This window comes from Rheinheimera sp. SA_1, from assembly GCF_001669775.1.
In the GTDB taxonomy this organism is placed as follows: domain Bacteria; phylum Pseudomonadota; class Gammaproteobacteria; order Enterobacterales; family Alteromonadaceae; genus Pararheinheimera.
In genome coordinates this window covers 1468161-1495065 of the sequence record NZ_LXWK01000011.1, presented here as the reverse complement: position 1 = coordinate 1495065, position 26905 = coordinate 1468161, and the positions used below count along the sequence as shown (strand labels likewise).

Sequence of the window (26905 nt, the reverse complement as noted above, 5' to 3'; positions counted from 1 at the left end):
AAGATCGCCTTGACCGGTTTCGTTAGTTGCGGAATGTCCGAGCGTCCCACTACACCAGAGCACAACCAACTGCATGGGGTTCATTTTGGCCTTTTTTTCGAAACGTAAAAAATCGGTATTACCGGGTTTTGGCCTGTCGATGGGCTTTAGTATTTTTTACTTAAGCCTGATCGTATTTTTACCGCTGTCAGCGCTGGTATTAAAAACCTTTGAGCTGAGCCTGGACGAGTTCTGGCAGGTGGTGGCGAGTGAGCGGGCGATTGCCAGCTATCGCTTAACCTTTGGTGCTTCTTTTGTCGCGGCCTCGATTAATTTAGTCTTTGGTTTGCTGGTGGCCTGGGTGCTGGTGCGATACAGCTTTCCGGGCAAAAAAGTCATCGATGCGCTGGTCGATTTACCTTTTGCCTTACCGACCGCTGTTGCCGGTATTGCATTGACGGCCTTGTATGCGCCGAATGGCTGGATTGGCCAATTCTTCCATGCCGCCGGGATTAAAGTGGCGTATTCAGCTTTTGGGGTGACGTTGGCGCTGGTGTTTATCGGCCTGCCTTTTGTGGTGCGGACGGTGCAGCCGGTGCTGGAAGATGTTGAAAAAGAATTGGAAGAAGCTGCAGCCAGCCTTGGTGCCAGTCGTTTGCAAACCTTCGCCCGGGTGATATTCCCGGCATTGCTGCCTTCATTATTAACTGGTTTTGCGCTGGCCTTTGCCCGCGCCATTGGCGAATACGGTTCGGTGGTGTTTATCAGCGGCAATATGCCGTTTAAAACCGAGATCACACCGCTATTAATCATGACCCGGCTTGAGCAGTTCGATTACGCTGGTGCCGCGGCGCTTGGCACGGTGATGCTGTTAATTTCATTCTTATTATTGCTACTGATCAACCTGTTGCAACACTGGAGCAACCATCGGCACGGAGGTGCAAAATGAGTTCAGCTGTTGCAGATCAAACCAATACCCGCATTGGTACTCGCATAACAATCCGCCAGGCCACCGCCGAGCCGTTGTGGCTAAAGGTGCTGTTGACGACCCTGGCTTTAGGTTTTCTCACGCTGTTTTTGTTATTACCGCTGGTGATTGTTTTTGGTGAAGCTTTTGCCAAAGGCTGGCAGGTTTATGTAGCTTCTATTACCGAACCGGCTGCTGCGCATGCGATCAAACTTACCTTGCTGGCAGCAGCTATTGCCGTGCCTTGTAATGTGATTTTCGGTTTGGGAGCCAGCTGGGCTATCGCTAAGTTCCAGTTTCGTGGCAAACAGCTATTGATCACGCTGATTGATTTACCGATTGCGGTGTCGCCGGTGATCGCCGGTTTATGTTTTATGTTGTTGTTTGGCGCCCGCGGCTGGTGGGGCGAATGGCTGAATGATCACGATTTTGCAGTGATGTTTGCCGTACCTGGCATCGTGCTGGCTACTATTTTTATCACCTTTCCTTTTGTGGCGCGCGAGCTTATTCCACTAATGCAGGAGCAAGGCCGCGAGCAAGAGGAAGCCGCGCTGACGCTTGGTGCCAGTGGCTGGCAGACCTTCCGGCTGGTGACTTTACCTTCGATAAAATGGGCGCTGTTATACGGCATCATTTTGTGTAATGCCCGTGCCATGGGCGAGTTTGGCGCGGTGTCGGTGGTGTCGGGGAAAATCCGTGAACAAACCAACACCATGCCGCTGCATATTGAAATTCTATACAACGAATATCAGTTTGCTGCCGCTTTTGCCGTGTCGTCCTTGTTAGCCTTACTGGCGCTGCTGACCTTGGTACTGAAAAGCACGCTGCAATGGCGTGCCGCCAAAGACTACGAAGAAGCCGCTAAATTGCGGGCAGTGGAATAATGTTAACATCGGGGTCAGAGTCAATTGTTAACAGAAAATTATTAACAATTGACTCTGACCCCAAATGTTACAAATCGGATTTTTGCTGGCGGTTCTGCTTTTTCAATTTGACGATTTGATAAATCACCAGTAGATAACTGATTAAAAATAATAGATTAAAGCTGCCAACAGCGGTGGTGGTAAAGGCTTGTTCGCTTGGCAGCAATACCATTTTAACCAGCGGCAATAACATCGTGGCAAACATCACGGCCTGAACAGTACTGCTTTGCACAAATTTCACTAACAACGCCAGACCCAGACTCGCCAGCGCATACTGTAAATGCCATTGTCCCTGATACAGGCTTTGGCTGGTCAACGCAACATACGCCAGCACCAGCAAATAACTCAGCACAAAAAAATACCCCAGATAACGCACGGCGTTTTGCATTTGTTTCTCCTTGGAAGTGTTTTGGCGGCAGTATGCCTGAGTGGTTGTGAATCACCAATAACCAATGTGGATACGCGGTTGAATCTAAGGTTAAAAGCAGATAGTTTGAATTATCACAGAGGATGAAAACAACATTCTTGTGGGTGCTTTGGCTTTTGAGAAAAACTGGTTTTGGGGGCTATGATTAAGTATCACACAATGACAATAGCCGTTTATGCCGGTATCGCAGCAGTAGTGATTGGCTTGGTTGCTTTTACGCTTAGTTGGAATCTTTGGGATTACTGGGGCGGTCCGATGCCGGGTTTTCAGGTGCTACTGTTTCCGGGTAATTTGACGCTTGTTTACATCTGGCATCCGTTGTTTACCGAAGAAATAAACTTTTGGCCAAAACTGATTTTGTTGCTATTCGGGCAATTTGTTGTCGTGTTTTGCATCGTTGGATTGTTCACTTATCTGGTTAAAAAGTTGCGAACTCATGCCTCTTAATAATGACCAGCTCAGTTACCACAGTCGCAATTCAAACATTCAGGTACACTGATCTTCAGCCATCCCACCACAGGAAAAAACATGAATCTGGATAAAGCTAAAAAACGTATCGCGAAACAAGTGAAAAAGGGTTTTGATGGTTATCCTCTGATTTCATTGGCTTATTTTGGCGCTACTGCCGATTGTGCCACCGAAGTGGATGTGACTTTTCTGGCGGAAGCTGGTGCTGAAGCGCAAGTGCAAAAATTTAGTGGTAGCAGCGATGTGCGGGAAGATGAGACGATCCAATCGGTGCTGGTGAAAATTATCGAACGGGCAGAACCAAAAACGGTAACTGAAATTGCCGGTGTGGCGGTTCGTACTTAGTCCAGTTGAGTTAAGTGCAGACCACCGTAAAGCCGAATTCCTGAGTCAGATAATTTCTATTCTATTTCGGCCATTTGCTTTCGCTTTGTAAAGTGCAACATCAGCGTTTTTCAAAAGTACCCTGTGGCTATCCAGCATCGGTGTGGTGGAAACACCAGCGGAGAAAGTACAAAGCGGGATGGTCATTTCTGCTAAAAACTTCTGTTGATAAGACGCCTTTGCAGACTCAATTTCAACGATGACAGCTTTGACATCGTTACCTGGATAAAGGGCTGAAAACTCTTCTCCACCATTACGGGCAACAACAATGGCTCCAGGAAGTTTTTGCAAAAAATGCTGCGCAAAAAAGAACAACACTGTATCTCCGACATCGTGGCCAAAACTGTCATTCACTTTTTTAAAGTGGTCCAGGTCAAACAGGCATAAGGTGACTGCTTGACCTGCGTTGTGCTCAAGATGATGTTGAAATCCACGGCGATTGGCGATTTTGGTGAGTTCGTCTGAATGGACTTGATGTTGCAGCGCTTGTTCATTGAGTACCCGGGTCGTGACATCTCTTAAAAATGCGTAAATCCATAATTTTCTGTTAGCGTCGGTCATCGACGAAATACTCAATTCGACATAAAACGGCTTGTGCGTTAGTTTACGAATGGCCGGTAGTGTGACTGTCTTACCAACCATACCGGTATTTGCTGTGCCAGCACTTTGAATAAATCGCAGTATTGATTTTTTTGCCTGATCCCGCAGATGTTCCGGGCAAATGAGATCGTGAAAGTCTTTGCCAATCGCATCTTGCACATCATATTCAAACATACGGCAAGCTGCTTTGTTCCAAAACCGTACCAGCCCGGATTGGTCGGTGATAATGACCACATCATGTGATTCTTGCACTACTGAATAAAAAACGCTCATCGCATCCTGGCCTAAATCGGGCGTGGTCAAATGAATATCTATTTCCACCTAATGGCTCCTGCAGCAGTCTTGAACCCAATGTACAAAATAGCGTTTAGAAATTTATGCATTTGATATTAATTCAATTGCTTAGCTAGGGTTGTTCAGCATTGTTTGATAAATTTTGCTGTTAATCAGACCCTGTCCAATCACTTATTGGCTTTAGTATAGCTAGCTTCTCTTTCTGTGATGACCGCACTGCAAATCCATAGGCAAACTCATGGCAGAACTTGCCAGCAACCGGCGATGATATGCGATTAGAAAAGGCAGATTGCGCTAGTTGCAACCACAAGATTTTGGGTCAGTGGCGACAATTATCTGAATGTTTATGAGGTTGTTTTCACTTTTGGCTAGTGCATTGACGATGTCGAAAAGTATTAACTAAACTGCTGATATGAAAAGAAAGGTTGATTAACCTTTTGCCGGCTCAGTGTGTTAACCGAAGTGCCAGATGAGGACTTCATGACAAACGCCTTCCAGTTTGGTGCCTTTTTGTTGTGCCCCAGTGCCAGGATTTTGCAATACAACGGCTGCAATATCCGGATGGGGAGTCGCGCTTTTGATATTCTGGCGGCATTGGTGAGTGCGCAAGGTGATGTGCTGACATTGCGGGAACTTACACAGGTAGCCTGGCCGCATTCCATTGTTGAAGAAAGTAATGTGCGGGTACAAGTGGCGAACATCCGGCGGGTACTGGAAAACTGCTGTGCTGATAAACGCTACATCGCCAGTGTGGCTGGGCGGGGTTACAGTTTTGTGGAGTCAGTGGTGCTGGTTTCACCGCAGCCGGTTTCGGCATTAATGCAAATACCGATGCCGCAGCAGGAGATCGTCGGCAGGCAGCAATGTATCTCAGAGCTTTCCGAACTGGTATTGCAGCATCGCCTGGTGACTCTGGTTGGCGCAGCTGGCGCTGGTAAAACAACGTTGGCCTTAAGGGTTGCACACGAACTGTCGCAAAAACTGAACGAAGCAGCATTTTTTGTCGATTTGAGTACCGTGAATTGCGCCGAGACTGCCGAAGTTGCTTTGGCGTTAGCGTTTGGCTTCAAAACTTCTGGTGCAGATCTGTTGCCGGGACTGCTGGAATTTCTGGCAACCAAAAAAGCACTGGTCCTGCTGGATAATTGCGAACATTTGCTTGCTGAAATCACCTGCATCTGTGCGCAGATTATGGAAAAAACCACAGCGATTAGGATACTCGTGACCAGCCGTGAGGCTTTTAGAGCCCAGCATGAGTTTGTTTATCTGGTGCGCCCTTTATTAACACCACCCCAAACTGCCGTACTGACGGCACAACAAGCCTTGCTTTGGCCGGCAATTCAGCTCTTTATGCTTAGGGCAAATGAAGGCGGCGCTCAATACCATCTGAATGACGTGGATGCACCTGATGTTGCTGAACTTTGTCAGCGACTCGATGGCAACCCACACGCAATTGGTTTGGTAGCTAGCCGGGTTGCGACTTATGGCATCAAAGGTTTAGCAGAATTACTGTCAAATCAGTTCGCTTTGCACTGGCAAGGGCGTCGTGACGTATGCCCACGACAGCAAACGGTAGAGGCGATGATTGGCTGGAGCCATAACTTGTTGGCGGAGCGAGACCAGCAGGTCTTGTACCGACTGGCCATTTTTAATGGAGAATTCTCGATAGACGCCGCCGTTGCCGTTGTGTCAGATGTCCAGAATGACACTTTCGCCGTGAACGAGGCTATTGCTAACCTTGCTGATAAATTTCTAGTTACTGTTAGTTTTTCTCATGATCAAACGCAGATCCGACTGTTTGAAACGACCAAAGCATTTGCATTGGTCCGGCTATCACGCCATCCCGACAAAGATCAAATTGCCTATCGGCACGCGCTTTATTATGCCGGACAACTGCGGCAGTTTGTTGGCGAACAGTCGATAAGCAATCAACACGACATTAGGGCAAAGCAGATCCCGGAAATTGGCAACATCAGAGCCGCACTAAAATGGTCATATACAACGGGGCTGGATTTAGGTCTCGCATCCGAAATCAGCTGTATGGCCGCTCCATTATTTTTGGAGCTGAGTTTACTGCGGGAGAGTAAAAGCTGCTGTGAAAGGGCATTAAGTCTGCTGCCAGCGTCACACCAGGCCACCGATACTGAACTCAGTTTGCTGGCATCGTTAGCAATTACCTATTACTCAGCGGGTGATTACGACGGCGAGATGACGAATGTCGTGGAGCGGGGCCTGCAACTTGCTCGTTTGTTGCAGGACATGCCGTCAATATTTCATTTTATGGCTGGGCTCCATCTGGCAATGATGGCCAATGGCAGGTTTGAAGATTCATTGCTGGTAGCGAAACAATATGCCAATGAAGCGCTAAAGTGTGGCGATCAGCATGAAACCGTCATCATGCACTGGATGCTTGGCTCATCCGAACATTTCCTTGGTCAACAGGCGGTTGCGGCTGAGCATTTTGCAACAGCACAAGCATTGGTGAATCGGCAGCCATTGCGGTATTTCGAAGCAAAGGAACGGATTGTGGCAAATCTTGCGACAGCCCGAGCTAGTTGGATGATGGGGCAAGCAGATATCGCGGTGCAGCAAGCGCTTGCCGCTATCGACGATAGCAGATACCACCCGGATTCTTTTTATTTATGTGCAACTTTGTGTTTTCCAATTTTGCTAAGTAATAAGTTGTATGCATTGAGTGAACATCTGATCCAGGAGATGGATAATGCGGCAAGTGACTATAAAATGGCCGTTCGTCATCTGGTCATTCATTTTTTGCAAGGGTTGCTGTCGCACAGCAAAGGGGAGATGACTGCCGCGCAATTTCATCTGCAGCACACCGTTGATATGTTAGTGCCACCGAAGATGAGTGTTGTCAGAGTGGATGCTTTGCAAGCTCTGGCCGAAGCGCTTTGCAGTAATGACCTTCAGCAGCAGGCACTGTGTACCATCGATGAAGCCATCAATTTGGCGGAAAAAACCGGCGGTATTTATAACCTGGCCGATTTGTTCAGAACAAAAGTTGAAGTCATCATGAGCATGCATGAACCTGATCAGGCGGCTGTGGATGAGCTTCTGCGGCAGGCATTAACCTGTGCACAGCATCAAGCGGCGACTGGCTGGGAGCAAAAAATCAGATTTACCATGTTCCGGCTACACATTCCAATGAAGCATTCCGGCTAAGCAGATCAAGCAAGTTGGAACCCTGCCAATTACTGCGAAATCAGCCATCGTTTTGTTGCCCAAGACTTCACTGAATTTAACATCTCTTAACTTCCTCAGTTTCGTGATAGCCCCTACATTTATAGCCTGATTAGCTCGAGTCACGTCACAACAAGCGGAACATCTGAAGAGGAGGCTCATCATGATGATCAGGTTAAAACTAGCCGGCTTTGTTCTTGTTGGTATCGCTTTGCTGCTGAATGGAGCAGGCAATATTGCAGTTGCGGCGGAGAAATCGCTAAGCCAAAACAAGCCTGCATCAACCTATGTGGTGATGGCGACCATTACGGTCAAGCCACAGCATTTTGCACAGTTCGTACAAGAAACACTGCCGTTAATCGAAAAAAGTCGGGCCGAAGCCGGGCTGAAGATTTATCAGCTGCATCAGTCGCACCAAAATCCGCTGCAGTTTATGTGGTACGAACACTTTGATGATAAAGCGGCGTTCGACTTTCATGTGCAGTCATCTCATGTTTCAGCATGGGCGAAAATTGTCGGAGAGTTGGCCTCAGTGCAGTTGGTGGCCACACCATTTCATTTTGTTGAGTCTGGTGTGGATATAGTCGCACCTCAAAATTAACAAAGCCGGTTTACTTCGGAGGCGCGCGAAAATGAAAGCACCATATGTCACGCTGGTTCTTGTGTCGTGCAGTATCACACCTTACTTCGCCGAGGCTGCAAGCTCAGTTGCAGCCCGGATGGATGGTGTACAACATTTTGGGATTACGGTTAAAAATATTGACCGGGCCCACAAGTTCTATACCCAGGTTTTAGGGGGAACTGAAGTGATGCGGGATGGCGATTTTCAAGGCGATCAAATTCATAACACCTTGATGCAGATTGATGATTTAAATGCAAAAGCGCGAGGTGTAAACCCTCGTGCTATTGGTGTCCCCAATTTACGCAGTGGCGACCAGCGACTTGATGTGGTGTTTATTCAGTTTAAAAATGTTGTGGTCGAACTGCTGCAATATCGTGATGCGGTGCAGCAACCCTGGACTGAAGGAACCTTTGCGCCCGGCCACGAAAATACCGCCCCCTCCTTTCCGACCAATATGCATGTGTCGTTTCAAATTAAAGAGGATGCGGATTTTGATCAATTTATCGCTGATTTGGAAAAAGAAGCAAAAGCACTGGGGATGAACAATGTTCGTTGCAATCGCAATGTATTGGCCACGTCTGAAAACGAGCGACTCAAGGCGCCAGTCGAAGGCAACGCCTTAGAAATTACCGAAGGCAAATCCAATGGCTGGGCTTTGGCTTATTGCAAAGGGCCGGAAGGCGAGCAGCTCGAATTTAATCAGGTGAAAGCACCTGTGAAGCAATTATTTGAACAAGCCAAACAAGCTCATGATCAAAAATACCAGAACATCAAATAGCAATTTATTTAGGTTTAGGGGTTATTTTACAACAAGCCAGCTATGCCAACCGGGTTGCTGGTGTTGGGTTGGTAAACACGGGGAAGTCCAGTGCTAACAGCATTCGCGTTTGTCGATATTCCTGCCCCAGCAGCCAGCGTCTGGCAGTTGCTTGGCGGTTTTAATTCGTTGCCACAGTGGCTGCCTTACGTTTCACATTCAGCTCTGGAAGGTGGTGGGCGGCTTCGCCGCCTTCAGACCATTGTTGGCGGAATTATCGTCGAACAACTGTTAACTTTTGACGAAAAAGCGATGACTTTTAGTTACCAAATTCTGGAGACACCTTTTCCGGTGGCGAACTATGTATCGGCGATGCAGGTTAAATCAGTTTCGGATAACGTCCGGGTGGAATGGTCAGGCGAATTTAACGCCATGGGTATTCCGGACGAAGATGCCATCGAATTGATCCAGGGTATTTACGAGGGAGGTCTGGATGCATTGCGACAGCATTTCTGTGAAAAATGAAGGGGGAGCCTATTGCAGTTAGCGGCTGTTTTGGCTGTAGTTTTTTGTTAAAGCGCGGCTACACTTGCCGCAGTGTTAGTCGCTATTTCAGTAATAAGCGTACGCAACCATCGATGCGCTGGATCGTGCCGGTAGCGCACGTGCCAGGCCATTTCGACCGGGAAGGTGCCTAAATCAACCGGGGCTGGTAACACTTTTAACCGCGGATCTGACGCTAGCCGTAAACAGATTTGGCGGGGGATCGTGGCGCAGTAATCGGTGACGGCAATAATTTCCGGAATGGCCAGAAAATGTGTCACTGAAACCACCACTTCGCGTTTTAAGCCTTTGCGCTCCAGCAGCTGAAATAAACCCGCTTTTAACCGCCCCGGCGGTAACATATTGACATGCTTCAGGTGCTCGTACTGAGCGACCGAAATCTGATCGGAGATGGTGGGGTGATCCGCGCGCACCACACAAGCAAGACCATCATCCATCAGATGTTGCACCACCAGATTATCCGGTGGTTCGGTGATACGGCCAATCACCATGGTCGTTGATCCTGAAATTACCCCTGTTTCGGCTAAATCCGTGCCAAAGGGCGTCAGCCGCAGTCGGATCCCTGGCGCTCTGTCGCGTAGCTGCGCCACGATGGCCGGCATCAGCACAAACTCGACATAGCTGTTTGGGGCAATGGTGACGAGTTGTTTGGTGTTCGCCGGATCGAAGTCTTGCTGGCCAAGAATAACGTCGTCCATGCTGGCCAAAGCTGCGGCAATGATCGGTGCCAATTCTTCCGCTTTTTGTGTCGGCTGCATGCCATAACGCTCGCGGATAAACAGCGGATCTTTGAGTAGTGTGCGGAGCCTGGTCAGCGCATTGGACAGGGCAGGTTGGGTCATCCCAAGCCGCTCGGCAGCACGGGTGACGTTTCGTTCTTCCATCATTGCGAGGAAAACCGGGAATAAATTCAGATCGTATTTCATCCAGATATACTGTCAGCAACATATCTTAAATTCAATAAATAAATTAGTTGAATATCTGGGTTGGGCGCATGCTTGGTTTCATCAAAGGGGCGCAGTGTGAACAGGCTCCCGCAGAACCAACACCGATGTTTAACCAATTTTTGAATTGAATGAGGATCCCAACATGAACAACGCAGCAGCAACGCAAACCGCAGAACAAGCATTATTTTCGCCCGTGCAAATTGGCCGTTTCACCCTGCCAAACAGAATTTTTATGGCGCCTTTGACCCGTTCCCGCTCGAATGCCGCAGGGCACACCCAAACGCCGTTACATGCTTTGTATTATGCGCAGCGTGCCAGTGCCGGGCTGATTATTTCAGAGGCCACGCAAATCAGTCAGCAAGGTCAGGGGTATGCCTGGACACCGGGGATCTACACTGAAGAACAAGTGGAAAGCTGGAAGCTGGTGACCGACGCCGTACACAATATGGGCGGTCGGATTTTTAATCAGTTATGGCATGTCGGTGGTGTGTCACATCAGGTGTTTCAGCCAGGCAACCAGACGCCTGTTTCTGCCAGCGCCTGGACGCCAACCGGTATGGCCTTTGTCGGCGATTATCATCCGGACGGTCCGGTATTGCCGCACCCGGAGGCTCGCGAGCTGACCAAAGCAGAAATTAAGCAGATCGTAAAAGACTATCAGCATGCAGCGGTGATGGCAGCCAAGGCAAATTTCGATGGTGTTGAGTTTCATGCCGCCAATGGCTACCTGATTGACCAGTTCCTGCGTGATTCAGTGAACAAAAGATCAGATGAATACGGTGGCTCTATTGAAAACCGCATCCGCTTATTAACAGAGGTCGTAGATGCTCTGCTTGAAGTACTACCTGCTTCCCGTATCGGTGTACGTTTAACGCCAATTGACGGTGTTGGCGGTAGTTATGACAGCGATCCCAATGCGTTGTATACCGCAGCGGCAAAAGCTTTGGCAGGAAAAGGACTAGCCTATTTACATGTAGTGCGGCCGAATTCTCATGTCAGCAGTGAAGAAAATGTGGGCACCGGCGCTGCGATAGTGCAGAACATGCGTAAAGCTTTTGATGGCCCTTTTATCGTCAATGGTGAGTTCTCGCCGGAAGAGGCTGAGGCCTGGGTGAAAGCTGGCAAGGCCGATGCTGTTAGTTTTGGCCGACCTTTTGTTGCAAACCCGGACTTACCGGCCCGGATCGCCCAAAACGGTCCTTACAATGCAGGCGATAGAACAACTTTTTTTGGGGGTAATCATCTTGGTTATACCGATTACGAAACCCTGCATAAAAGCAAAATTTAAGTAAATAGCAATTTTTGCAATTAAATCAGCGCGATAACCCGGAGAGACATCGTCTCTCCCAAAAACCTGAGGAGCACATCATGGCACTAAAAGATCTTCTTCCTGGCAAGCTGGGTTTTGGTACCGCCCCGCTTGGTAATATGTTCCGCGATATTCCAGAGCAGGAAGCCCGCGCGACCGTCGATGCCGCATGGAATGACGGCATCCGTTATTTCGACAACGCGCCTTTTTATGGCGCAGGTTTGGCCGAAATCCGCATGGGCGAAGCGCTAGCAGGGAGGCCGCGACAAGATTATGTGATCAGCACCAAAGTAGGCCGGCTGGTACTGGACGAAATTGAAGAAGTCAGCGCCCGTGATTTGGGTGAAAAGGGCGAGGTGTTTAAATACGGCCGTTCAAATAAAATCGTCAACGACTACTCCGCCGATGCAACGTTACGGTCGATTGAAGACAGTTTAAAACGACTGAAAACCGACCAGATTGAAATTGTCTGGGTGCATGACATCGCACAGGATTTCTATGGCGACGAATGGCTCAGCATGTTTGAAAGCGCCCGCAAAGGTGCTTTTAAAGTGTTAGACAGGCTACGCGATGAAGGCGTGATCAAAGCTTGGGGCTTAGGCGTCAATCGGGTTGAACCTATTGAATTATTGTTGGATCTGGCTGAACCACAACCGGATGGATTCCTGCTGGCTGGCCGTTATACGCTGCTGGATCATCAACATGCTTTGCAACGGGTCATGCCAAAAGTGCAGCAACAAGGGTTAGGGATCGTGGTTGGTGGCCCTTATAGTTCCGGCGCCTTGGTTGGCGGGCCGAATTTTGAATATGCGCCGGCTCCTGCGGCGATCATCCAAAAAGTCGCAAAAATTAAAGCACTGGCTGACCAATACGGCATCAATATCAAAGCTGCTGGTTTGCAGTTTGCGCTGGCAAACCCCGCAGTGGTGGCGGTGATCCCTGGCGCCAGCAAACCAGGGCGGATTGCGGAAGACAGTGCCGCGCTAAAAACTGTGGTGCCGGCTGACTTCTGGCATCAATTACGCCATGAACAGCTGGTACATCCGGACGCACCTTTGCCCGTTGACCAGCGTTAACAGGCAGATCACAGTGCTGCAGCACGATCAGTTTTAAACCATAAAAAAAGCCCCGCGGTGTGCACCAGCGGGGCTTTTTTATCAGCTAACGGCTAATTAGTTCTTAGCAGCGGCAGCTTTCTTTTCTTTTTCTTTCTGGATCACAGCATCAGCCACGTTTTGTGGACATGGAGCATAGTGAGAGAATTCCATCGAGAACTGACCACGACCAGAAGTCATAGTACGCAGTGTAGAGATATAACCGAACATCTCAGACAGTGGTACGTCACCTTTGATCCGAACGCCAGTTACGCCAGCTTCCTGACCAGAGATCATGCCACGACGACGGTTTAAGTCGCCGATCACATCACCTACGTGATCTTCTGGGGTGAACACGTCAACTTTCATGATTGGCTCAAGCAGTTGTGCGCCAGCTTTTGGAATTGACTGACGGAAAGCGCCTTTCGCAGCGATTTCGAACGCGATAGCTGATGAGTCAACTGCGTGGAAACCACCGTCGAATACTTCAACTTCAACGTCTAATACCGGGAAGCCCGCTAAAGTACCTGTGCTCATCATTGAAGCAAAACCCTTCTCGATGGCTGGCATAAATTCTTTTGGAACGCTACCACCAACAGTGGCAGAGATGAACTTGAAGCCTGAACCTTGCTCGCCCGGACGAATGCGGTAGTCGATTTTACCGTATTGACCTGAACCACCAGATTGTTTCTTGTGGGTGTAGCTGTCTTCAACTTCACGGGTGATGGTTTCGCGGTAAGCAACCTGTGGTTGACCAACGACTAATTCAACACCGTAAGTACGTTTCAGGATGTCTACTTTGATATCTAAGTGCAGTTCACCCATGCCTTTCAGAATCGTTTCGCCTGAATCAACATCAGTCTCTACGCGGAAAGTTGGATCTTCTGACACCATCTTACCGATGGCGATACTCATTTTCTCAACAGAACCTTTATCTTTTGGTGTTACAGAGATAGAGATTACTGGCTCTGGGAAGATCATCGGTTCTAAAGTACATTCGTGTTTTGGATCACACAGAGTGTGACCAGTTTGCGTGTTGTTCTTCAGACCCACTAACGCAATGATGTCACCAGCCTGAGCGGACGTCAGGTCAGTACGGTCGTTTGCGTTCATCTCAACCATCCGGCCGATACGCTCGGTTTTACCGGTGAAAGAGTTCAGTAAGGTATCACCCTTGTTCAGAACACCAGAGTAAATCCGGATAAAGGTCAGGGCGCCGAAACGGTCATCCATGATTTTGAATGCTAAAGCGCGGAATGGCTCGTCAGCAGATACGATTGCGTATTGGCCATTTGGAGCACCTTCTTCGTCAGTCAGTGGCTGTGGGTTTACTTCAGTTGGTGATGGTAAATAATCAACAACTGCGTCCAGTACTAACTGCATACCTTTGTTTTTGAAGGCAGAACCACAGTAAGTTGGGAAGAATGCCAATTCACGGGTACCTTTACGGATACAGGCTTTGATCTGTTCAACAGTCGGTTGTTCACCTTCCATATAAGCCATCAACAGGTCATCGTCTTGTTCCACGGCAGTTTCAACTAACTGGTCACGGTACATCGCAACGTCATCTGCCATATCCGCTGGGATATCCAATATTTCGTAGTTTTCTGGCTTGCCAGAATCATCCCACACGTAAGCTTTTTCAGTTAACAGGTCAACCACGCCAACGAAAGTGTCTTCACGGCCGATTGGTAAAGTCATGATCAGTGGCTGAGCGCCCAGGACGTTTTTAACTTGTTCTGTCACGCGGATGAAGTCAGCACCGATACGGTCTAACTTGTTAACGAAGATCAGACGCGATACTTTCGCATCGTTGGCATAACGCCAGTTGGTTTCTGACTGAGGTTCAACACCGCCTGAACCACAGAATACACCGATACCACCGTCTAATACTTTCAGAGAACGGTAAACTTCAACGGTGAAGTCAACGTGGCCTGGGGTATCGATAACGTTGAAACGGTGACCTTTCCAGAAACAAGTTACAGCTGCTGACTGGATCGTAATACCGCGCTCAGCTTCTTGTACCATGAAGTCAGTGGTAGATTCACCTTCGTGAACTTCACCTATCTTATGGATTTTACCGGTCAGTTTCAGGATACGCTCGGTAGTAGTAGTTTTGCCGGCATCAACGTGGGCGAAGATACCAATGTTTCTGTATAAGGATAAATCTGCTGACATAGTCATCTCGATAAGCTAGGGTTTGAAAATAGTGCGACAATATACAGGAAATTATTCGGTTTTGCCCGAAAAAAAAGCAGCAAGGATCGCAAAATTGATCCTGTTGCTGTCAATTGTGTTTTGCAGCCGCAATAAAGCATCGCAAGTTATTGTTTCAGCTTGATGATCCAACAGATCCTTTCGTCTGCTTTTAACCAGAATTCAGCGCCGGACATCAGCCGACCATCTGATTATCATAAAAGTGTCATACCCCAATGGTACATAGCTAAGCTCGTGGTACTGCCAGCCTTGCTGGTGCTAAAAAGGGTTCGTCATGCCGTTAAATGATCATCTGGCCGAGTTGCAGCATATTCTGGATCAGCAGCTGCTAACACCGTTGTTTCAGCCGATTTTATCTTTAACCAGCGGTGAGCTGGTGGGCTATGAAGCCTTGATCCGCGGGCCTTCCGATAGTCCTTTGCATTCGCCGTTATTATTATTCAAAAGCGCCATGACTTTTGGTTTGCTGGAGCGGCTGGAAATGCTTTGCCGTAAAATCAGTATCAGCGCTTTTGCCGCGGCGAAAGTTGAAGGTTTACTGTTTTTGAACGTCAACCCACTGTTATTACTCACTTCCGATCACCCAACCGGCCTCACCAAACAACTTATTCAGCAGTCCGGTCTCGATCCATCCCGGGTGGTGATTGAGTTATCTGAGCAATATCAGGTGGATGACGCCAATTTATTGCTGACCGCGGTTTGTCATTACCGCGAGTTAGGCTTTTTAATTGCGATTGATGATTTAGGCAGTGGTTTTTCCGGGCTTAAACTCTGGTCGGAATTGAAACCCGAGATCGTCAAAATTGATCGTTATTTTATCGACGAAGTGCATCGCGACCCGACCAAAAAAGCCTTTGTGAAAAACATCATTGCGCTGGCCAAAGCCACCGGCTCTAAAGTAGTGGCTGAAGGCATTGAAACCAGCGAAGAGTTGTTATTATGCCGCGAGTTGGGCGCTGATTTGGGCCAGGGCTATTTACTCGGCCGTCCCGCCGCCGGTTTTCTAAAACATCCACAACATCATCTGTTACTGAGCCAAGCCAGTAGCAGTGTCAGTTATGCCGACTCGATTTTACCTTTGGTGATGGATCAAATGGCCATCTCAGCCCAAACGCCAAGCAGCCAGGTATTTGAAATATTTCAAAAACGACCTGAGCTGCATTGTCTGGCGGTGCTGGAAGGTGAAAAACCGGTTGGCCTGATTAGCAAAGTGGCGTTGTACGAGAAATTCTCTCAGCCTTATGGCCGCTCGTTATTTGAGAAAAAACCGGTGCGTGATGGTATGGATGCCAATCCGATTATCGTCGATGAACAAGCTTCTTTGGATGAAGTGAGCCAGTTGGTGTCGGCCTCGGCGGATGACGACCAAAGCTGGTTCTTTATTGTTACCCGTGATGGCAATTATTTGGGCGTCAGTTCAATCCGACAGTTACTGAAGCGGGTCAGCGATAACAAAGTACAGCTAGCGCGTTATGCCAATCCGCTGACCATGCTGCCGGGCAACGTACCGATTTATCGCCATATCGATCAGCTGCTGGCGAGTACGCAGCCATTTTCGGTGGCTTATCTGGATTTAAATCACTTTAAACCTTACAACGACTTTTATGGTTACAGCAAAGGTGATTTGGTGATCCAATTGCTGGCTGATGTGATCCAGCAAGAAGTAAATAGTCATTGTGATTTTGTCGGCCATATTGGTGGCGACGATTTTATTATTGTGTTCCCGGAGGATGAAGATAATCCTGGCGCAACGGCATGTTGCAGCCGGATTGTCAGCCAATTTCAGCAGCGGATTATGTTCTATTACGAACCCGAACATCTGGCCGCTAAAGGGTTTGCCGCCAATGATCGCAGTGGCGGTCAGCATTTTTATCCGCTACTGAGTTTAGCGGTTGGGCTGGTTTCACCAGACCCACAGCAATGCCGCAGTCATCATGACGTCTCTGCGCTGGTCACTGCGGCAAAACAACAAGCAAAGAAAATTGCCGAAGGCGGCATTTTTGTCTCGCGTCGGCGGCAGCCGTTGTTAGTCGTACAAGCCTGATTGTTAACTGCGGGGTCAGAGTCAATTGTTAACAGAAATCTGTTAACAATTGACTCTGACCCCGCAGTTAACATTTATACCCGAAATAGGCTTGGAATTAGCCCAGTCCAGCGTTTAAAGGCACGGCGAAAATTATGCTCGTCGGAATAACCTAACCGCTCAGCCAGTTGTTTGTTGGAAAGTTCATGCTGCGTCAACAACGATACTGCCAGTTGATTGCGAACTTCATCCAACAGTTGGCTGTAGCTGGTGTGATGTTGCGCCAGTAAACGTTTTAAGGCGCTGGGGCTAAGCGCCATCGTTTCCGCCAGTTGCTCTGGTGATAACAATTGCGGCAAAGCCCGTAGTAGCGCTTTGCCCGCAAATTCCAGCACGCCAGGCCGTTTTGGCAATAACCGTTGTTGCTGGCGGCAAATCCGCCGGGCATTTTGAAAAGCTTCGGCATTTGGTCGTAAAAAAGGTTGTCGCCATAGGTGGTTGGCGATTTCAATGCCATTAAATGTTTGCTGATAACGCACTTCGGTTTGCCATAATGTCTGATCAGCGGCGGCGGTTTTGCTGGCCGGACACCGCAGATAAATCACCGTGCCTGCAGTGCTACCAAGCTGCTGCCGGATCAATTGCAACATCAATGACAACCAGATTTTCGCGATAAACTGTTGCTGCGAACCCAGACCAATGCCCGGCCGTAATTCGATGCGGGTGCTGTGATGGCCGCTTTGTAACTGCACATACAAAAACGGCACCAGTTGCTGCCGAAAATATAGTAGTTGCGCCAATGCCTGGCGTAAATTATCGGATGTGTTGATCAGCTGACATAACGCCAGATAAGGGTTCTGCAATAACGCGCTGGCGGTCAGAAAGGGTAATTCCGGACTTGGCAATTGCTGGCAGTTGCCGACCAGTTTCAGCCAGGCGGCTGCATCAATCCGGTACTGAGGTTTTTGGCAATCGGGTTCAAATAGTCGGGTACCGCTCAGTAGCTGTGCGCTGTTGGCGCCACGCCTTTTCGCCATGTCCAGCAAATCAGGGACCTGATGCCGCATCAGCAGCACCTTGTCCTGATAACTAAAATAGGGCGGCGCTGTTGCTGTCACACTGTCACAACCTGCAACGTTGCCGCCGTGGCTTTGGTTTTGGTCAGTTCTTTGCTGGCTAGCTGTAATGCAGCTTCGGCGTTTTGGATCAGTTGGTGATGTTTAATGCTGAATTCCAGCACCACACCGGTCAACGCGATACCATGCTCTGGCAACAATTGACGTAATTGTTGCTGTAAGTGACGGTTTAACACTTGTGCGGTGGTTGCTTCGGTTTGTGGCAGCAGCGCGACAAAACAGTCACCGGCGTACCGGCAAATCAAATCACGCTGGCGCAGTTGATGGGTGAGGAGTTCACTGAATTGCGTCAGTAAATGGTCGCCAGCGGCGATGCCAAAACGCCGGTTATAGTCAGAAAAGCCGCTGATATCGAGCATCAATAACGACAACGGTTGTTGCTGTTGCCGGTGCAGTTCCAGCTCGCGGTCCAGCACGGCCTGTAAATACAGCGGGCCGTACAGCTGGGTCAGCGGATCCAGCAGCTGATGGTCGCGTAAAAACAGCTCCCTTACCTGTAACTGCCGGTTGATGGCTAATTGCTCGCGATGCCAGCCAAGTAAGCCAAAAGTCAGCAATACCATGCCCACAGGCGCCGGAAAGGACTCCAGCCAGCTCATCAGCCGGATGGTATCGGGGTAGCTTAGTACTTCATCAAGTACATCCAGGCTATAAGAAAATACCAGTAAGAAACTTCCGGCAAACAACCAGTTGGTCACAGGCCCGCGCGGTCTGCTGCAGACAATCAGACACAACCAACTGGCAGCAACGACTAAAGTTGTGATTTCGCCAAGACTGTCCCACCAATCGACCCGGCCATCGGCTTTCAGGTCGCCGATTTGAAAAGCTAACAAAATTGCCAGCAGCAACAGCAGCAGACTGCCGCAAAGTTTATCCAGATGTTGACGCCACATGCGGTTCGTCCTTGGAAATCAAAACAAAGCTTCATCTTCAGCGATCCGGATGACGTCCGCGTGACCATTACATGACCAAAATATGACCAAAACACCAGTGGCTGCGCTGCAAAGACCCGGGTCAGCAGGGCGCAGACAGTTGTATTCCTGATGGCTGTTTTGTCATACAGATTTTTGACAATAGTCGCAGTCACTTAATGATTCCGGCAGGATGTTATGAACAATTCCAAAGCTTTGAATAAATCCAACTCGCAATGCAACTCTCAGTACCAATCCAAATTTCAACTGGCAGCAACCAGCATCGCCTGTGCATTTGCCTTAGGCCTGGCCGTCCCGGCACTGGCAGATGCACCGGTCAGCGGTCGGGTGGTTGATAACCGTCAACAACTGCTGGCGGGTGCTGAAGTTAGCATTGTTGAACTGCAGCTCAAACGCACAACTGCCGCTGATGGCCGGTTTCTATTTCCGAAGTTACCGGCAGGTAGTTACACCCTGCGGGTAGATTATTTGGGGGCCGCCATCAGCACGTTGAACTTTCAGGTGGCCGATGCGCCGCTGGTACTGGCGGATCTGAAGCTCTCTTCAAAGCTTTCAGCAAAAGCAGCCGCAAACTCCACAGCGGGTACCGGTGCGCTGGAACATATCGAAGTCACCGGGCAGTCCGGCGCCATGAGTAAAGCACTGAACCGGCAACGCAATGCCGGTGGCATTGTCACTGTTGCCAGCACTGATGAGCTGGGGCAGTTCCCGGATAGCAACGTTAGCGAAGCTTTGCAGCGCCTGGCTGGTTTATCGGTAGAACGCGACCAGGGCGAAGGTCGCTTTGTGCGGGTACGGGGTTTGGCACCGGATTACAATGCTGTGACCTACAACGGCACGCAGCTGGCAGCACCGGAAGCTGGGCGTCGCGCCGTGGCGCTGGATGTGATCCCATCCGATTTACTGGAATCGGTGGAAGTGAATAAAACCCTGTCGCCGGATATGCCGGCCGGTTCATTAGGTGGCACCGTTGAAATTAAAAGTTTGTCGGCCTTTGATCGCAGCAGCGACTTTTATTCGCTAACCGCCGAAAACGGCTATAACCAGTTGGTCAGCGCCCATAGCCCGAAGGTTTCCGGTGTGTACAGCACTATTCTGGATGCGGCCGGTGAAACCGATGCTTTTGGTATTGCGCTGGCCGGCAGTTATGCCAAACGTAAATTTGGTTCTGACAACGTTGAAACCGGCGGCAGCTGGGATTTTGAAGAAGGTTTAGAAGAATTTGAACTGCGCGATTATCAAATCAGCCGCGAACGGATTGGTTTGGCGCTGAATCTGGATTATCGCCCGGGCAACAATAGCGAATATTACCTGCGCAGTTTATACAGCCGTTTTACTGATTCCGAACAGCGTCAGGGTTTAATTGTGGAACTTGCCGATCCGCTGCCGGCCGGTCAAACCGGTGAAGCAACGCTGATCCGTTCCTTAAAACAACGGGATGAAGCACAAAGTATCAGCGCACTGGTGCTGGGCACCAAACAGCTGGTCGGCAACTGGGAATGGCTGCTGGAAGCCGGTACCAGCAAAGCCGATGAAGATACGCCGTTTAATATTGCCGCTGCCAATTTTGAGCAGGACTTTGATGAAGGCGTGGGTTTTTCCGGGCAGCAACAAATTAAGTTAACTGCGCCAACGGACGCTTATCTGGCGGAAGGTTATGAGCTGGATGAAGTGGAAATGGGCGATACCTTCACTAAAGAAACCGAACGTAATGCGAAGTTTGATTTGAGCCGCGAAATTATTCAGCCCAATGGCGCGTTGCAGTTAAAAACCGGTTTTAAAGTCAGTCAGCGTGAAAAAACGGCGGACGAACAAGTCTGGGCTTTTGGCGATCTGGATGAAGAGGGCGTCAGCAAACTTGGCTTGACCGATTATGCCGCTGGCACCGTTGACTACGGTTTGGGGCAAATGGGGCAGGCCATTGATCCGGCAAAAATTTACGCGCTGGTTAACTCCTTGGATCGCAGCGATTTTGTTGACGAAGTCGAGTCGCAAATTAATAACTATCAGGTGGACGAGGATTTATCCGCTGCTTATCTGATGGCGCAGTGGGAACGCGAGCAGTGGCAGCTGATTGGCGGTGTGCGTTACGAGCACGAACAGCGTGATGCCCGTGGTGTGCGTTACGACGATACGACTGAGACCTTTAGCCAGAATCAGCTGAAAACCAGCGAAGGCTATTGGCTACCGGCGCTGATCGGCCGTTACAACTTGTCTGAGCAAAGTATTGTGCGGGCGGCGGTCAGTACCGGTTTGGTCCGGCCGAACTTTCAGCAACTGGCTCCGGCTTATTTGCTGGAAGAGGATGACGGCGATTTGGAAGCCAGTTTTGGTAATCCGGCATTAAAAGCGCTGCGCTCCACCAACTATGATTTAGGTTTTGAGCATTATGCTGACGATTTGGGCGTGTTGTCCGGCATGTTGTTTTACAAACAAATCAGTAATTTTATCTACGAAGCCGACCTCGCCGGTCAGCCTGGCTATGAAGAATTCGCCAAAGCAGAAACCTTTATCAACGGCGACGATGCCACGTTATATGGCCTGGAACTCAATGCTGTGCATCAGGTGTCGGGTTATGGTAACTGGCTGGATCACTTGCTGATTTCCACCAACCTGACCATCACAGGTTCAGATGCTGAGCTGGATTGGTTGGATGACGGTGACTGGCAACAACGTAGCACTTCACTGCCGAGTCAGTCCGATCGAACCGCCAACCTGGCGCTGGGTTATGAAAGTGACAAGCTTAGCTTACGCCTCGCGGCCAACTACAAATCAGCGTATCTGGCCGAAGTCGGTGATATTACCGACAGCGCTTATGACGTTTACGCCGATGATCACTTGCAGCTCGATTTTAGCAGCAAATACAAAATTAACAGCGGCATCCAGCTGTACTTTAATGTGGTCAATCTGAACGACGAGCCATACTACGCCTACACCGGTCGTCAGGCTTACAACTTCCAGTATGAAACTTATGGCCGCACTTTTGTGCTGGGCTTGCAGATCACCAACTGGTAAGGGGCAGCAATGCGAACATTTATTGGCTTGAAAACACCGATGTTGCTGCTGAGTTTGGTGAGTCTGGCGAGCTTGCTGAGTGTAGAAAGTGTCGCAGCAGAGGCGGTAAAGGAAGCGGATCCGCAGGGCAATACGCTGGTGCCTGCTGGTGTCAGCCGATATCAACCGACGATATTTCCGGATCGGATTATTCTGATCCCAACGGCGACCCCGGCATTGTCGCAAACCGTGAACTGGCGGACTCAGCTGTTGCAGGCGCCGCTGGTCGCTGAAATTGCACCAGCCGGTGATGGCCCGGCATTGCATCTTGCGGCAAAACGCTTTACTGCCAATAGCCGGCAAATTCAGACTGACAATGGTCCAAGTGCACACCATCAGCTGACTTTTAGTGATCTGCAGCCCGATACGCTTTATGCCTATCGGGTGCAGGGCCTCGGCACCTGGAGTGAATGGCTGCAGTTTCGCACCGCCAAAACCAACTTCGCGCCGTTTCGCGCCATCTATTTTGGTGATGCGCAAAATTCCCTGAAGTCGCATTTTTCCCGAGTGGCCCGCGCTGCTTTGTTAAAAGCGCCGGATGCAGCTTTGATGATCCACGCCGGTGATTTGGTCAACTCGCGGTATGGTGTGCTCGATAACGAGTGGGGCGAATGGTTTGATGCAGCGGGCTGGCAGGCAGGTATGGTGAATCAGTTGATCGTGGCTGGTAATCATGAATATCTGAAGCTCAATGAAGATACGCCGCAGGAACGCAGAGTGCTATCGCCACAGTTCAGCGCCCAGTTTGGGGTTGTGCAAAATGGCCCGCAGCCGCTACGCGACACCGTTTACTTTACCGATTACCAAGGTGTGCGTTTTATTGCGCTCAATTCCACCGAAGCGCTGGAAAATGAAGCGATGGCGAAACTGCAGGCAGAGTGGCTGGAGCAGGTGCTTTCGAATAATCCGCAGCGCTGGACCGTCGTCAGTTACCACCATCCGATGTTTTCGGTGTCGCAGGGCCGCGATAACCCAAGGCTACGGCAATATTGGCAGCCGTTGTTTGCAAAATATGGCGTCGATTTAGCGCTGCAAGGGCACGACCATGTGTATGGCCGCAATGTTGCCAGCGGCGTCAGTCAGGCGCATGCCGGCACTGTCTATTTGGTGTCGGTGGCGGGGCCAAAAATGTATCTGGTGGCCGATCCGGCGCGCCGGGCGATGCAAAAAGTGGCGGAAGATACCCAATTGTTTCAGCTGCTGGATTTTGAGCAGGATGTGCTGCGATATCAGTCAATGACGGTCAGCGGCCAGCAGTACGACAGTTTTGAACTGCAGCGCCAGCCCGATGGCAGCAAACGTTTGCTGGAAACTGCACCAAGCAAACTGTTACCGCAGCGACGTTGTGGTAATCCGGACACGACCACCCTTGCCAATAAAAAATGTTGGGAAGGCGATGATTTTGGTTTGGCGTCAAAGGCTAACCGCTGATGTGGTTAACGGCTGAAAATCAGCCCGGTCATTACGAATTTGGAATAAAAAAATGAAAAAACTCATGTTAACTGCAGCCATCACCAGCCTGTTATTGGGTTGTGGTACGCAGCAATCTTATGCCATTGGCACCGCTGCGGCGAAGACGGATATCGCTAAAGAATCAGTTAAAAACACAGCGCCGCAAACCTTATTGCGCACTGCTGCCCATCATTATGTGCAGGCTGAAGTGGCCGGGCAATCATTGCAGTTCGTGTTAGATCAACAAGGATTAAAAGTGCTGGCTGCTGCCAATCAACAGCCACTGGCAACGGCTGCCGGCAATTTCGTTCGGCTCACCAGTCAGCTGCTTGCTGATGGCAGTTTGCTGCTGGCGGCGATGGAAGCGGACACCCAAAGTCTGCATCTGTGGTTGTGGCAGCAGGGCCAACTGCAGCCGCAGTTGCAACAGGTGATTAATAGCCGGGTGGTGGAAGATTTATGTTTCTACCAAAGTGCGTCGAATCAGCAATTGTCGTTATTTTTACTTGGTGGCCGTGGCGGCGCTGATCAGCTATTGTTGCAACAAGCGGGCAAATGGCTGGCAACACCTGTGGTGATCCGCGAATTAGCGGTTCCTTACGACAGCAAAGCCTGTGCTGTGGATGCCAATTCCGCTACTTTGTATGTCAGTGAACCCAATGCCATCTGGCGTTATCAAGCCGAGCCCGAAGCAGATGAAGGCCGCGAATTATTGCAGGTAAAGCAGCCGTTTGGTGCGATCAACGCTGAGATTGTCGCACTGTCGGTATTGCCGGATGGCAGCGTATTGGCGCTGGAAGAACAACCGGCGCGGTTGTTGCGGATTGTTGCTGACAGCAATACAGCCCACACCAATAGCTCCATACAAAGCTGGTCGCTTGGTGATGATGCTGTGGCAGCGATGTCGGTGGCGTCAGCGTCAGCGTCAACACGAACCGATGTTTTTGTCACCACAGAAGAGCAGTCACCGGTGCAACAATGGACATTACCATTAGCCCCAGCGCAAACAGCGACACCAGTAAAATCAATCAGGCAAGTACAGCCCACTGCCGAAAGTCATGCCGCTTCACAACGTGGTGATGTGATTGACGACCCGGCGATTTGGCACCATCCAACCAAACCTCAAATTAGCCGTATTCTCGCCACCGACAAAAGAAATGGCCTGGAGGTGTATGACATGGCTGGCAAACGATTGCAGCAGTTGGCGGTAGGCCGTTTAAATAATGTGGATCTGCGTTATAACCTGCGCTGGCAGGGCAAGCCGCATGACGTAGCCGTGGCAAGCCTTCGCAATAACAATAGCTTGCAGCTGTTTGCCATTGCGGCAGATGGTACCGTTAAAGTCGCCGGGCAAATTCCAACGACAATGCAGGAGATTTATGGCCTTTGTCTGTTTCAACCAACACCAGCGCAAATCTATGTATTTGTGAACGATAAATCCGGCTTGGTTGAGCAATATCAGCTGCACAGCGATGGCCAAAGCTGGACCGGGCAAAAAGTGCGCAGTTTACAGGTCAAAGGTCAGCCGGAAGGTTGTGTCGCGGATGACCAGCGTCAGCAGCTTTATGTGGGTGAAGAAGATACCGGTATCTGGCGCTTTGACGCTGCTGCCGATGCGGCTGTGACCGGCGAGCAAATTATTCTGGTTGATGGCGTGGAGCTGGTCGATGACGTCGAAGGTTTAGCTTTCGCTCCGGGTGAAACGCCGTATTTACTGGCGTCCAGTCAGGGCGACGACAGTTATGTGCTGTATCAGGGAGTGGCGCCATACCGGCAATTACTGAAGTTTCGCGTCACCACCAATCCACAGCTTGGCATTGATGGCAGTTCTGAAACCGATGGTCTGGATTTAACTGTCCGCTCGTTAGGTCCTGGTTTTGAACAAGGCGCGCTGCTTGTGCAAGATGGTCGCAACCGGATGCCAGAGCAAGGTCAGAATCTGAAATATGTGCCCTGGCAGGCAGTGCTGGATTTATTACAAAGCAACACCAAATAGCTTGGTTACAGGATAAATTTGGCGGCAGCGCGCATACGCTGCCCCAACTCGTCTACCGCAATGTTTGATATTCAACCCGGCGCTGCCTTTGATGCGGATCGCCTTTTAACTGCTGCTGTTTAAACCCTTCGATTTGATACTGTTCGCAAAGGTACTGTTCTCAAAGGTACTGTTCTCAAAGGTACTGTTCTCAAAGGTACTGTTGTCATAGATCAGGTTGTCACCAACACCAAAGTTAGAAATTTAATTCTAGGTTAATTTATTTGTTTGGTGCGGCGTCCCACATACACCGACTTTCAGTTGTTATAACTTCGATACTCACGCTGAAATAAGCGGCCGTTTTTAACGCCCATGCCCCGGCTCTGCAAGCAGTTATTCAGTGGTTGTTAATGGGGAAGGGTATAAAGGTATAAAGGTATTGAACATTAAAACCCATGGCAAAGAATGCTCTTTGTTCTGGTCTGTAGCTTAATTCTTAGGACGTTATCGGCTATAGGTAAGAAAAAACTCAGGAATGACAAAGACTTAAATCTGTAAACCTCAGATGAATGTCATTTGAAATTAATCCTGTGTTCGATGCCCACGTACTTCAAAGCAGGAACTATACGTCCTGCGGCTGATCGGTATTGAGCGCAAATGTAGACATGGAGTTTAAAATGCCTCACTTAACGAACTTACAGCAAAATCAAATGTTAGCTATTTTGCCGACCGACGTGCAGGATCGATTGTGTCCCCATATGGACTTAATTGAGTTACCGCTAGGCAAAGTCTTGTATGAATCCGGTGATACCCAACGATATGTCTACTTTCCAACCGACTCCATCGTGTCATTATTGCAAGTGACGGAGAGTGGCGCTGGCACCGAAATTTCGGTAGTTGGTAATGAAGGGCTGGTCGGCGTGCCACTGATTATGGGGGGCGGCAGTACCACCAGCAGAGCCTTTGTGCAAAGTTCTGGTCACGCCTATCGTTTGTTAGGGCATCGGTTAAAAGATGAATTTAATCGTCATGGTGCTTTACTGCAAACCGTCCTGCGTTACACCCAAACCTTAATCACCCAAATGTCACAAACTGCAGCCTGCAATCGCCATCACACCATTGATCAACAACTGTGTCGGTTGTTGTTAGTGTCGCTGGACCGATTAGAAGGCAATGAGCTGGTGATGACACATGAACTTATTGCCACTATGTTAGGCGTACGTCGTGAGGGCGTGACCGAAGCTGCGGGTCGTTTGCAGCGTATGGGCGTGATTGAATACCGCCGCGGTCGTATTCAGATACTCGACCGCACTGAACTTGAGCATTTAAGTTGTGAGTGCTACGCCATAGTGCGAAAAGAATCAGAACGCTTGTTGCCATGGATCAACAATGTAAATAGTTAAATACTGGCTGGAATTGGTCATGCTGCCGGTTTGGTCGGGCATAGTTGTTTTGCCCTTTCGCTAGTGCGGCAGCAGCTAAATTCGCAGAACTATACCCGCATCATTAAGGATGACGGGTCACCGACTGAGTTTGCAGGGTGCCCGCCATACAAATGTGGGCACTCTAAAGTTACAATCGGC

21 protein-coding genes are annotated in these 26905 nt (G+C 49.5%); 15 read left to right on the top strand and 6 right to left on the bottom strand.

Annotation, left to right across the window (positions count from 1 at the left end; genetic code table 11):
• The first annotated feature begins 85 nt into the window (after positions 1 to 85).
• A complete protein-coding gene (gene cysT / locus A5320_RS07225; protein ID WP_231916666.1) occupies positions 86 to 928 on the top strand; it encodes a sulfate ABC transporter permease subunit CysT in 843 nt (280 codons plus the stop codon).
• The gene (cysW, locus tag A5320_RS07220; RefSeq protein ID WP_082971586.1) at positions 925 to 1830 is read left to right on the top strand and encodes a sulfate ABC transporter permease subunit CysW; all 906 of its coding nucleotides are present in this window, start codon (positions 925 to 927) and stop codon (positions 1828 to 1830) included. Before cysT ends, cysW begins: the two co-directional genes overlap by 4 nt.
• A 67-nt stretch (positions 1831 to 1897) precedes the next feature.
• On the opposite strand, the gene A5320_RS07215 is transcribed toward cysW, so the two are convergent.
• Positions 1898 to 2257: a hypothetical protein gene (locus tag A5320_RS07215; RefSeq protein WP_068062782.1), complete on the bottom strand. Its 360-nt coding sequence runs from the start codon at positions 2255 to 2257 to the stop codon at positions 1898 to 1900.
• 198 nt (positions 2258 to 2455) lie between these two features.
• On the opposite strand from A5320_RS07215, the gene A5320_RS07210 reads away from it, so the two are divergent.
• Complete coding sequence (locus tag A5320_RS07210; RefSeq protein ID WP_068062779.1) at positions 2456 to 2743, top strand: hypothetical protein; 288 nt, start codon at positions 2456 to 2458, stop codon at positions 2741 to 2743.
• An 81-nt stretch (positions 2744 to 2824) separates the two neighbouring features.
• Positions 2825 to 3109, top strand: coding sequence for a hypothetical protein (locus tag A5320_RS07205; protein WP_068062776.1), 285 nt, complete (start codon positions 2825 to 2827; stop codon positions 3107 to 3109).
• 45 nt (positions 3110 to 3154) lie between these two features.
• Here the strand turns inward: A5320_RS07205 and A5320_RS07200 are convergent, their stop codons facing one another.
• Entirely contained in the window at positions 3155 to 4069 is a 915-nt protein-coding gene (locus A5320_RS07200) for a sensor domain-containing diguanylate cyclase (protein WP_068062775.1), read from the bottom strand.
• Positions 4070 to 4522: 453 nt separating this feature from the next.
• Between A5320_RS07200 and A5320_RS07195 the strand changes: the two genes are divergently transcribed.
• The 4 genes from A5320_RS07195 (at position 4523) to A5320_RS07180 (ending at position 9144) form a co-directional block, all read left to right on the top strand.
• Positions 4523 to 7222, top strand: coding sequence for an ATP-binding protein (locus tag A5320_RS07195; protein ID WP_157605687.1), 2700 nt, complete (start codon positions 4523 to 4525; stop codon positions 7220 to 7222).
• Positions 7223 to 7403: 181 nt separating this feature from the next.
• Positions 7404 to 7841 (top strand): putative quinol monooxygenase, encoded by a 438-nt coding sequence (locus A5320_RS07190; RefSeq protein WP_068062769.1) that lies wholly within the window; start codon positions 7404 to 7406, stop codon positions 7839 to 7841.
• A 31-nt stretch (positions 7842 to 7872) separates the two neighbouring features.
• Positions 7873 to 8640, top strand: a complete 768-nt coding sequence (locus tag A5320_RS07185) for a VOC family protein (RefSeq protein WP_068062767.1) — start codon at positions 7873 to 7875, stop codon at positions 8638 to 8640.
• 90 nt (positions 8641 to 8730) lie between these two features.
• Positions 8731 to 9144 (top strand): SRPBCC family protein, encoded by a 414-nt coding sequence (locus A5320_RS07180; protein ID WP_068062764.1) that lies wholly within the window; start codon positions 8731 to 8733, stop codon positions 9142 to 9144.
• 47 nt (positions 9145 to 9191) lie between these two features.
• Here the strand turns inward: A5320_RS07180 and A5320_RS07175 are convergent, their stop codons facing one another.
• The gene (locus A5320_RS07175) at positions 9192 to 10109 is read right to left on the bottom strand and encodes a LysR substrate-binding domain-containing protein (protein ID WP_068062761.1); all 918 of its coding nucleotides are present in this window, start codon (positions 10107 to 10109) and stop codon (positions 9192 to 9194) included.
• Positions 10110 to 10272: 163 nt separating this feature from the next.
• On the opposite strand from A5320_RS07175, the gene A5320_RS07170 reads away from it, so the two are divergent.
• Positions 10273 to 11418, top strand: coding sequence for an alkene reductase (locus tag A5320_RS07170; RefSeq protein WP_068062755.1), 1146 nt, complete (start codon positions 10273 to 10275; stop codon positions 11416 to 11418).
• 80 nt (positions 11419 to 11498) lie between these two features.
• The gene (locus A5320_RS07165; RefSeq protein WP_068062753.1) at positions 11499 to 12515 is read left to right on the top strand and encodes an aldo/keto reductase; all 1017 of its coding nucleotides are present in this window, start codon (positions 11499 to 11501) and stop codon (positions 12513 to 12515) included.
• 96 nt (positions 12516 to 12611) lie between these two features.
• Here the strand turns inward: A5320_RS07165 and fusA are convergent, their stop codons facing one another.
• Positions 12612 to 14711, bottom strand: coding sequence for an elongation factor G (gene fusA / locus A5320_RS07160; protein ID WP_068063098.1), 2100 nt, complete (start codon positions 14709 to 14711; stop codon positions 12612 to 12614).
• Positions 14712 to 15024: 313 nt separating this feature from the next.
• Here fusA and A5320_RS07155 point away from each other — a divergent pair, with 313 nt between their 5' ends.
• Positions 15025 to 16794, top strand: a complete 1770-nt coding sequence (locus A5320_RS07155) for a GGDEF domain-containing protein (protein ID WP_068062751.1) — start codon at positions 15025 to 15027, stop codon at positions 16792 to 16794.
• 74 nt (positions 16795 to 16868) lie between these two features.
• On the opposite strand, the gene A5320_RS07150 is transcribed toward A5320_RS07155, so the two are convergent.
• Complete coding sequence (locus A5320_RS07150; protein WP_231916665.1) at positions 16869 to 17891, bottom strand: helix-turn-helix domain-containing protein; 1023 nt, start codon at positions 17889 to 17891, stop codon at positions 16869 to 16871.
• A complete protein-coding gene (locus tag A5320_RS07145) occupies positions 17888 to 18802 on the bottom strand; it encodes a GGDEF domain-containing protein (RefSeq protein ID WP_068062748.1) in 915 nt (304 codons plus the stop codon). Before A5320_RS07145 ends, A5320_RS07150 begins: the two co-directional genes overlap by 4 nt.
• 216 nt (positions 18803 to 19018) lie before the next feature.
• Here A5320_RS07145 and A5320_RS07140 point away from each other — a divergent pair, with 216 nt between their 5' ends.
• The 4 genes from A5320_RS07140 (at position 19019) to A5320_RS07125 (ending at position 26725) form a co-directional block, all read left to right on the top strand.
• Positions 19019 to 21856, top strand: coding sequence for a TonB-dependent receptor (locus A5320_RS07140; protein WP_082971585.1), 2838 nt, complete (start codon positions 19019 to 19021; stop codon positions 21854 to 21856).
• Positions 21857 to 21865: 9 nt separating this feature from the next.
• Positions 21866 to 23326 (top strand): purple acid phosphatase family protein, encoded by a 1461-nt coding sequence (locus A5320_RS07135; protein ID WP_082971584.1) that lies wholly within the window; start codon positions 21866 to 21868, stop codon positions 23324 to 23326.
• A 52-nt stretch (positions 23327 to 23378) separates the two neighbouring features.
• Positions 23379 to 25343 carry a phytase gene (locus A5320_RS07130; RefSeq protein ID WP_068062745.1) on the top strand — a complete coding sequence of 655 codons (1965 nt, stop codon included), beginning with the start codon at positions 23379 to 23381 and terminating at the stop codon, positions 25341 to 25343.
• 656 nt (positions 25344 to 25999) lie between these two features.
• Positions 26000 to 26725 carry a Crp/Fnr family transcriptional regulator gene (locus tag A5320_RS07125; RefSeq protein WP_068062742.1) on the top strand — a complete coding sequence of 242 codons (726 nt, stop codon included), beginning with the start codon at positions 26000 to 26002 and terminating at the stop codon, positions 26723 to 26725.
• Positions 26726 to 26905 lie beyond the last annotated feature (180 nt).

Excerpts from the sequence above, each read along its gene's own strand:
- fusA (WP_068063098.1), bottom strand. The coding sequence starts at position 14,711 with ATGTCAGCAGATTTATCCTTATACAGAAACATTGGTATCTTCGCCCAC.
- A5320_RS07170 (WP_068062755.1), top strand. The coding sequence starts at position 10,273 with ATGAACAACGCAGCAGCAACGCAAACCGCAGAACAAGCATTATTTTCG.
- A5320_RS07185 (WP_068062767.1), top strand. The coding sequence starts at position 7,873 with ATGAAAGCACCATATGTCACGCTGGTTCTTGTGTCGTGCAGTATCACA.
- A5320_RS07175 (WP_068062761.1), bottom strand. The coding sequence starts at position 10,109 with ATGAAATACGATCTGAATTTATTCCCGGTTTTCCTCGCAATGATGGAA.
- A5320_RS07195 (WP_157605687.1), top strand. The coding sequence starts at position 4,523 with ATGACAAACGCCTTCCAGTTTGGTGCCTTTTTGTTGTGCCCCAGTGCC.
- A5320_RS07135 (WP_082971584.1), top strand. The coding sequence starts at position 21,866 with ATGCGAACATTTATTGGCTTGAAAACACCGATGTTGCTGCTGAGTTTG.
- A5320_RS07210 (WP_068062779.1), top strand. The coding sequence starts at position 2,456 with ATGACAATAGCCGTTTATGCCGGTATCGCAGCAGTAGTGATTGGCTTG.
- A5320_RS07145 (WP_068062748.1), bottom strand. The coding sequence starts at position 18,802 with ATGTGGCGTCAACATCTGGATAAACTTTGCGGCAGTCTGCTGCTGTTG.
- A5320_RS07155 (WP_068062751.1), top strand. The coding sequence starts at position 15,025 with ATGCCGTTAAATGATCATCTGGCCGAGTTGCAGCATATTCTGGATCAG.
- A5320_RS07140 (WP_082971585.1), top strand. The coding sequence starts at position 19,019 with ATGAACAATTCCAAAGCTTTGAATAAATCCAACTCGCAATGCAACTCT.
- A5320_RS07165 (WP_068062753.1), top strand. The coding sequence starts at position 11,499 with ATGGCACTAAAAGATCTTCTTCCTGGCAAGCTGGGTTTTGGTACCGCC.
- A5320_RS07190 (WP_068062769.1), top strand. The coding sequence starts at position 7,404 with ATGATGATCAGGTTAAAACTAGCCGGCTTTGTTCTTGTTGGTATCGCT.
- A5320_RS07215 (WP_068062782.1), bottom strand. The coding sequence starts at position 2,257 with ATGCAAAACGCCGTGCGTTATCTGGGGTATTTTTTTGTGCTGAGTTAT.
- A5320_RS07205 (WP_068062776.1), top strand. The coding sequence starts at position 2,825 with ATGAATCTGGATAAAGCTAAAAAACGTATCGCGAAACAAGTGAAAAAG.
- A5320_RS07130 (WP_068062745.1), top strand. The coding sequence starts at position 23,379 with ATGAAAAAACTCATGTTAACTGCAGCCATCACCAGCCTGTTATTGGGT.
- cysW (WP_082971586.1), top strand. The coding sequence starts at position 925 with ATGAGTTCAGCTGTTGCAGATCAAACCAATACCCGCATTGGTACTCGC.
- A5320_RS07125 (WP_068062742.1), top strand. The coding sequence starts at position 26,000 with ATGCCTCACTTAACGAACTTACAGCAAAATCAAATGTTAGCTATTTTG.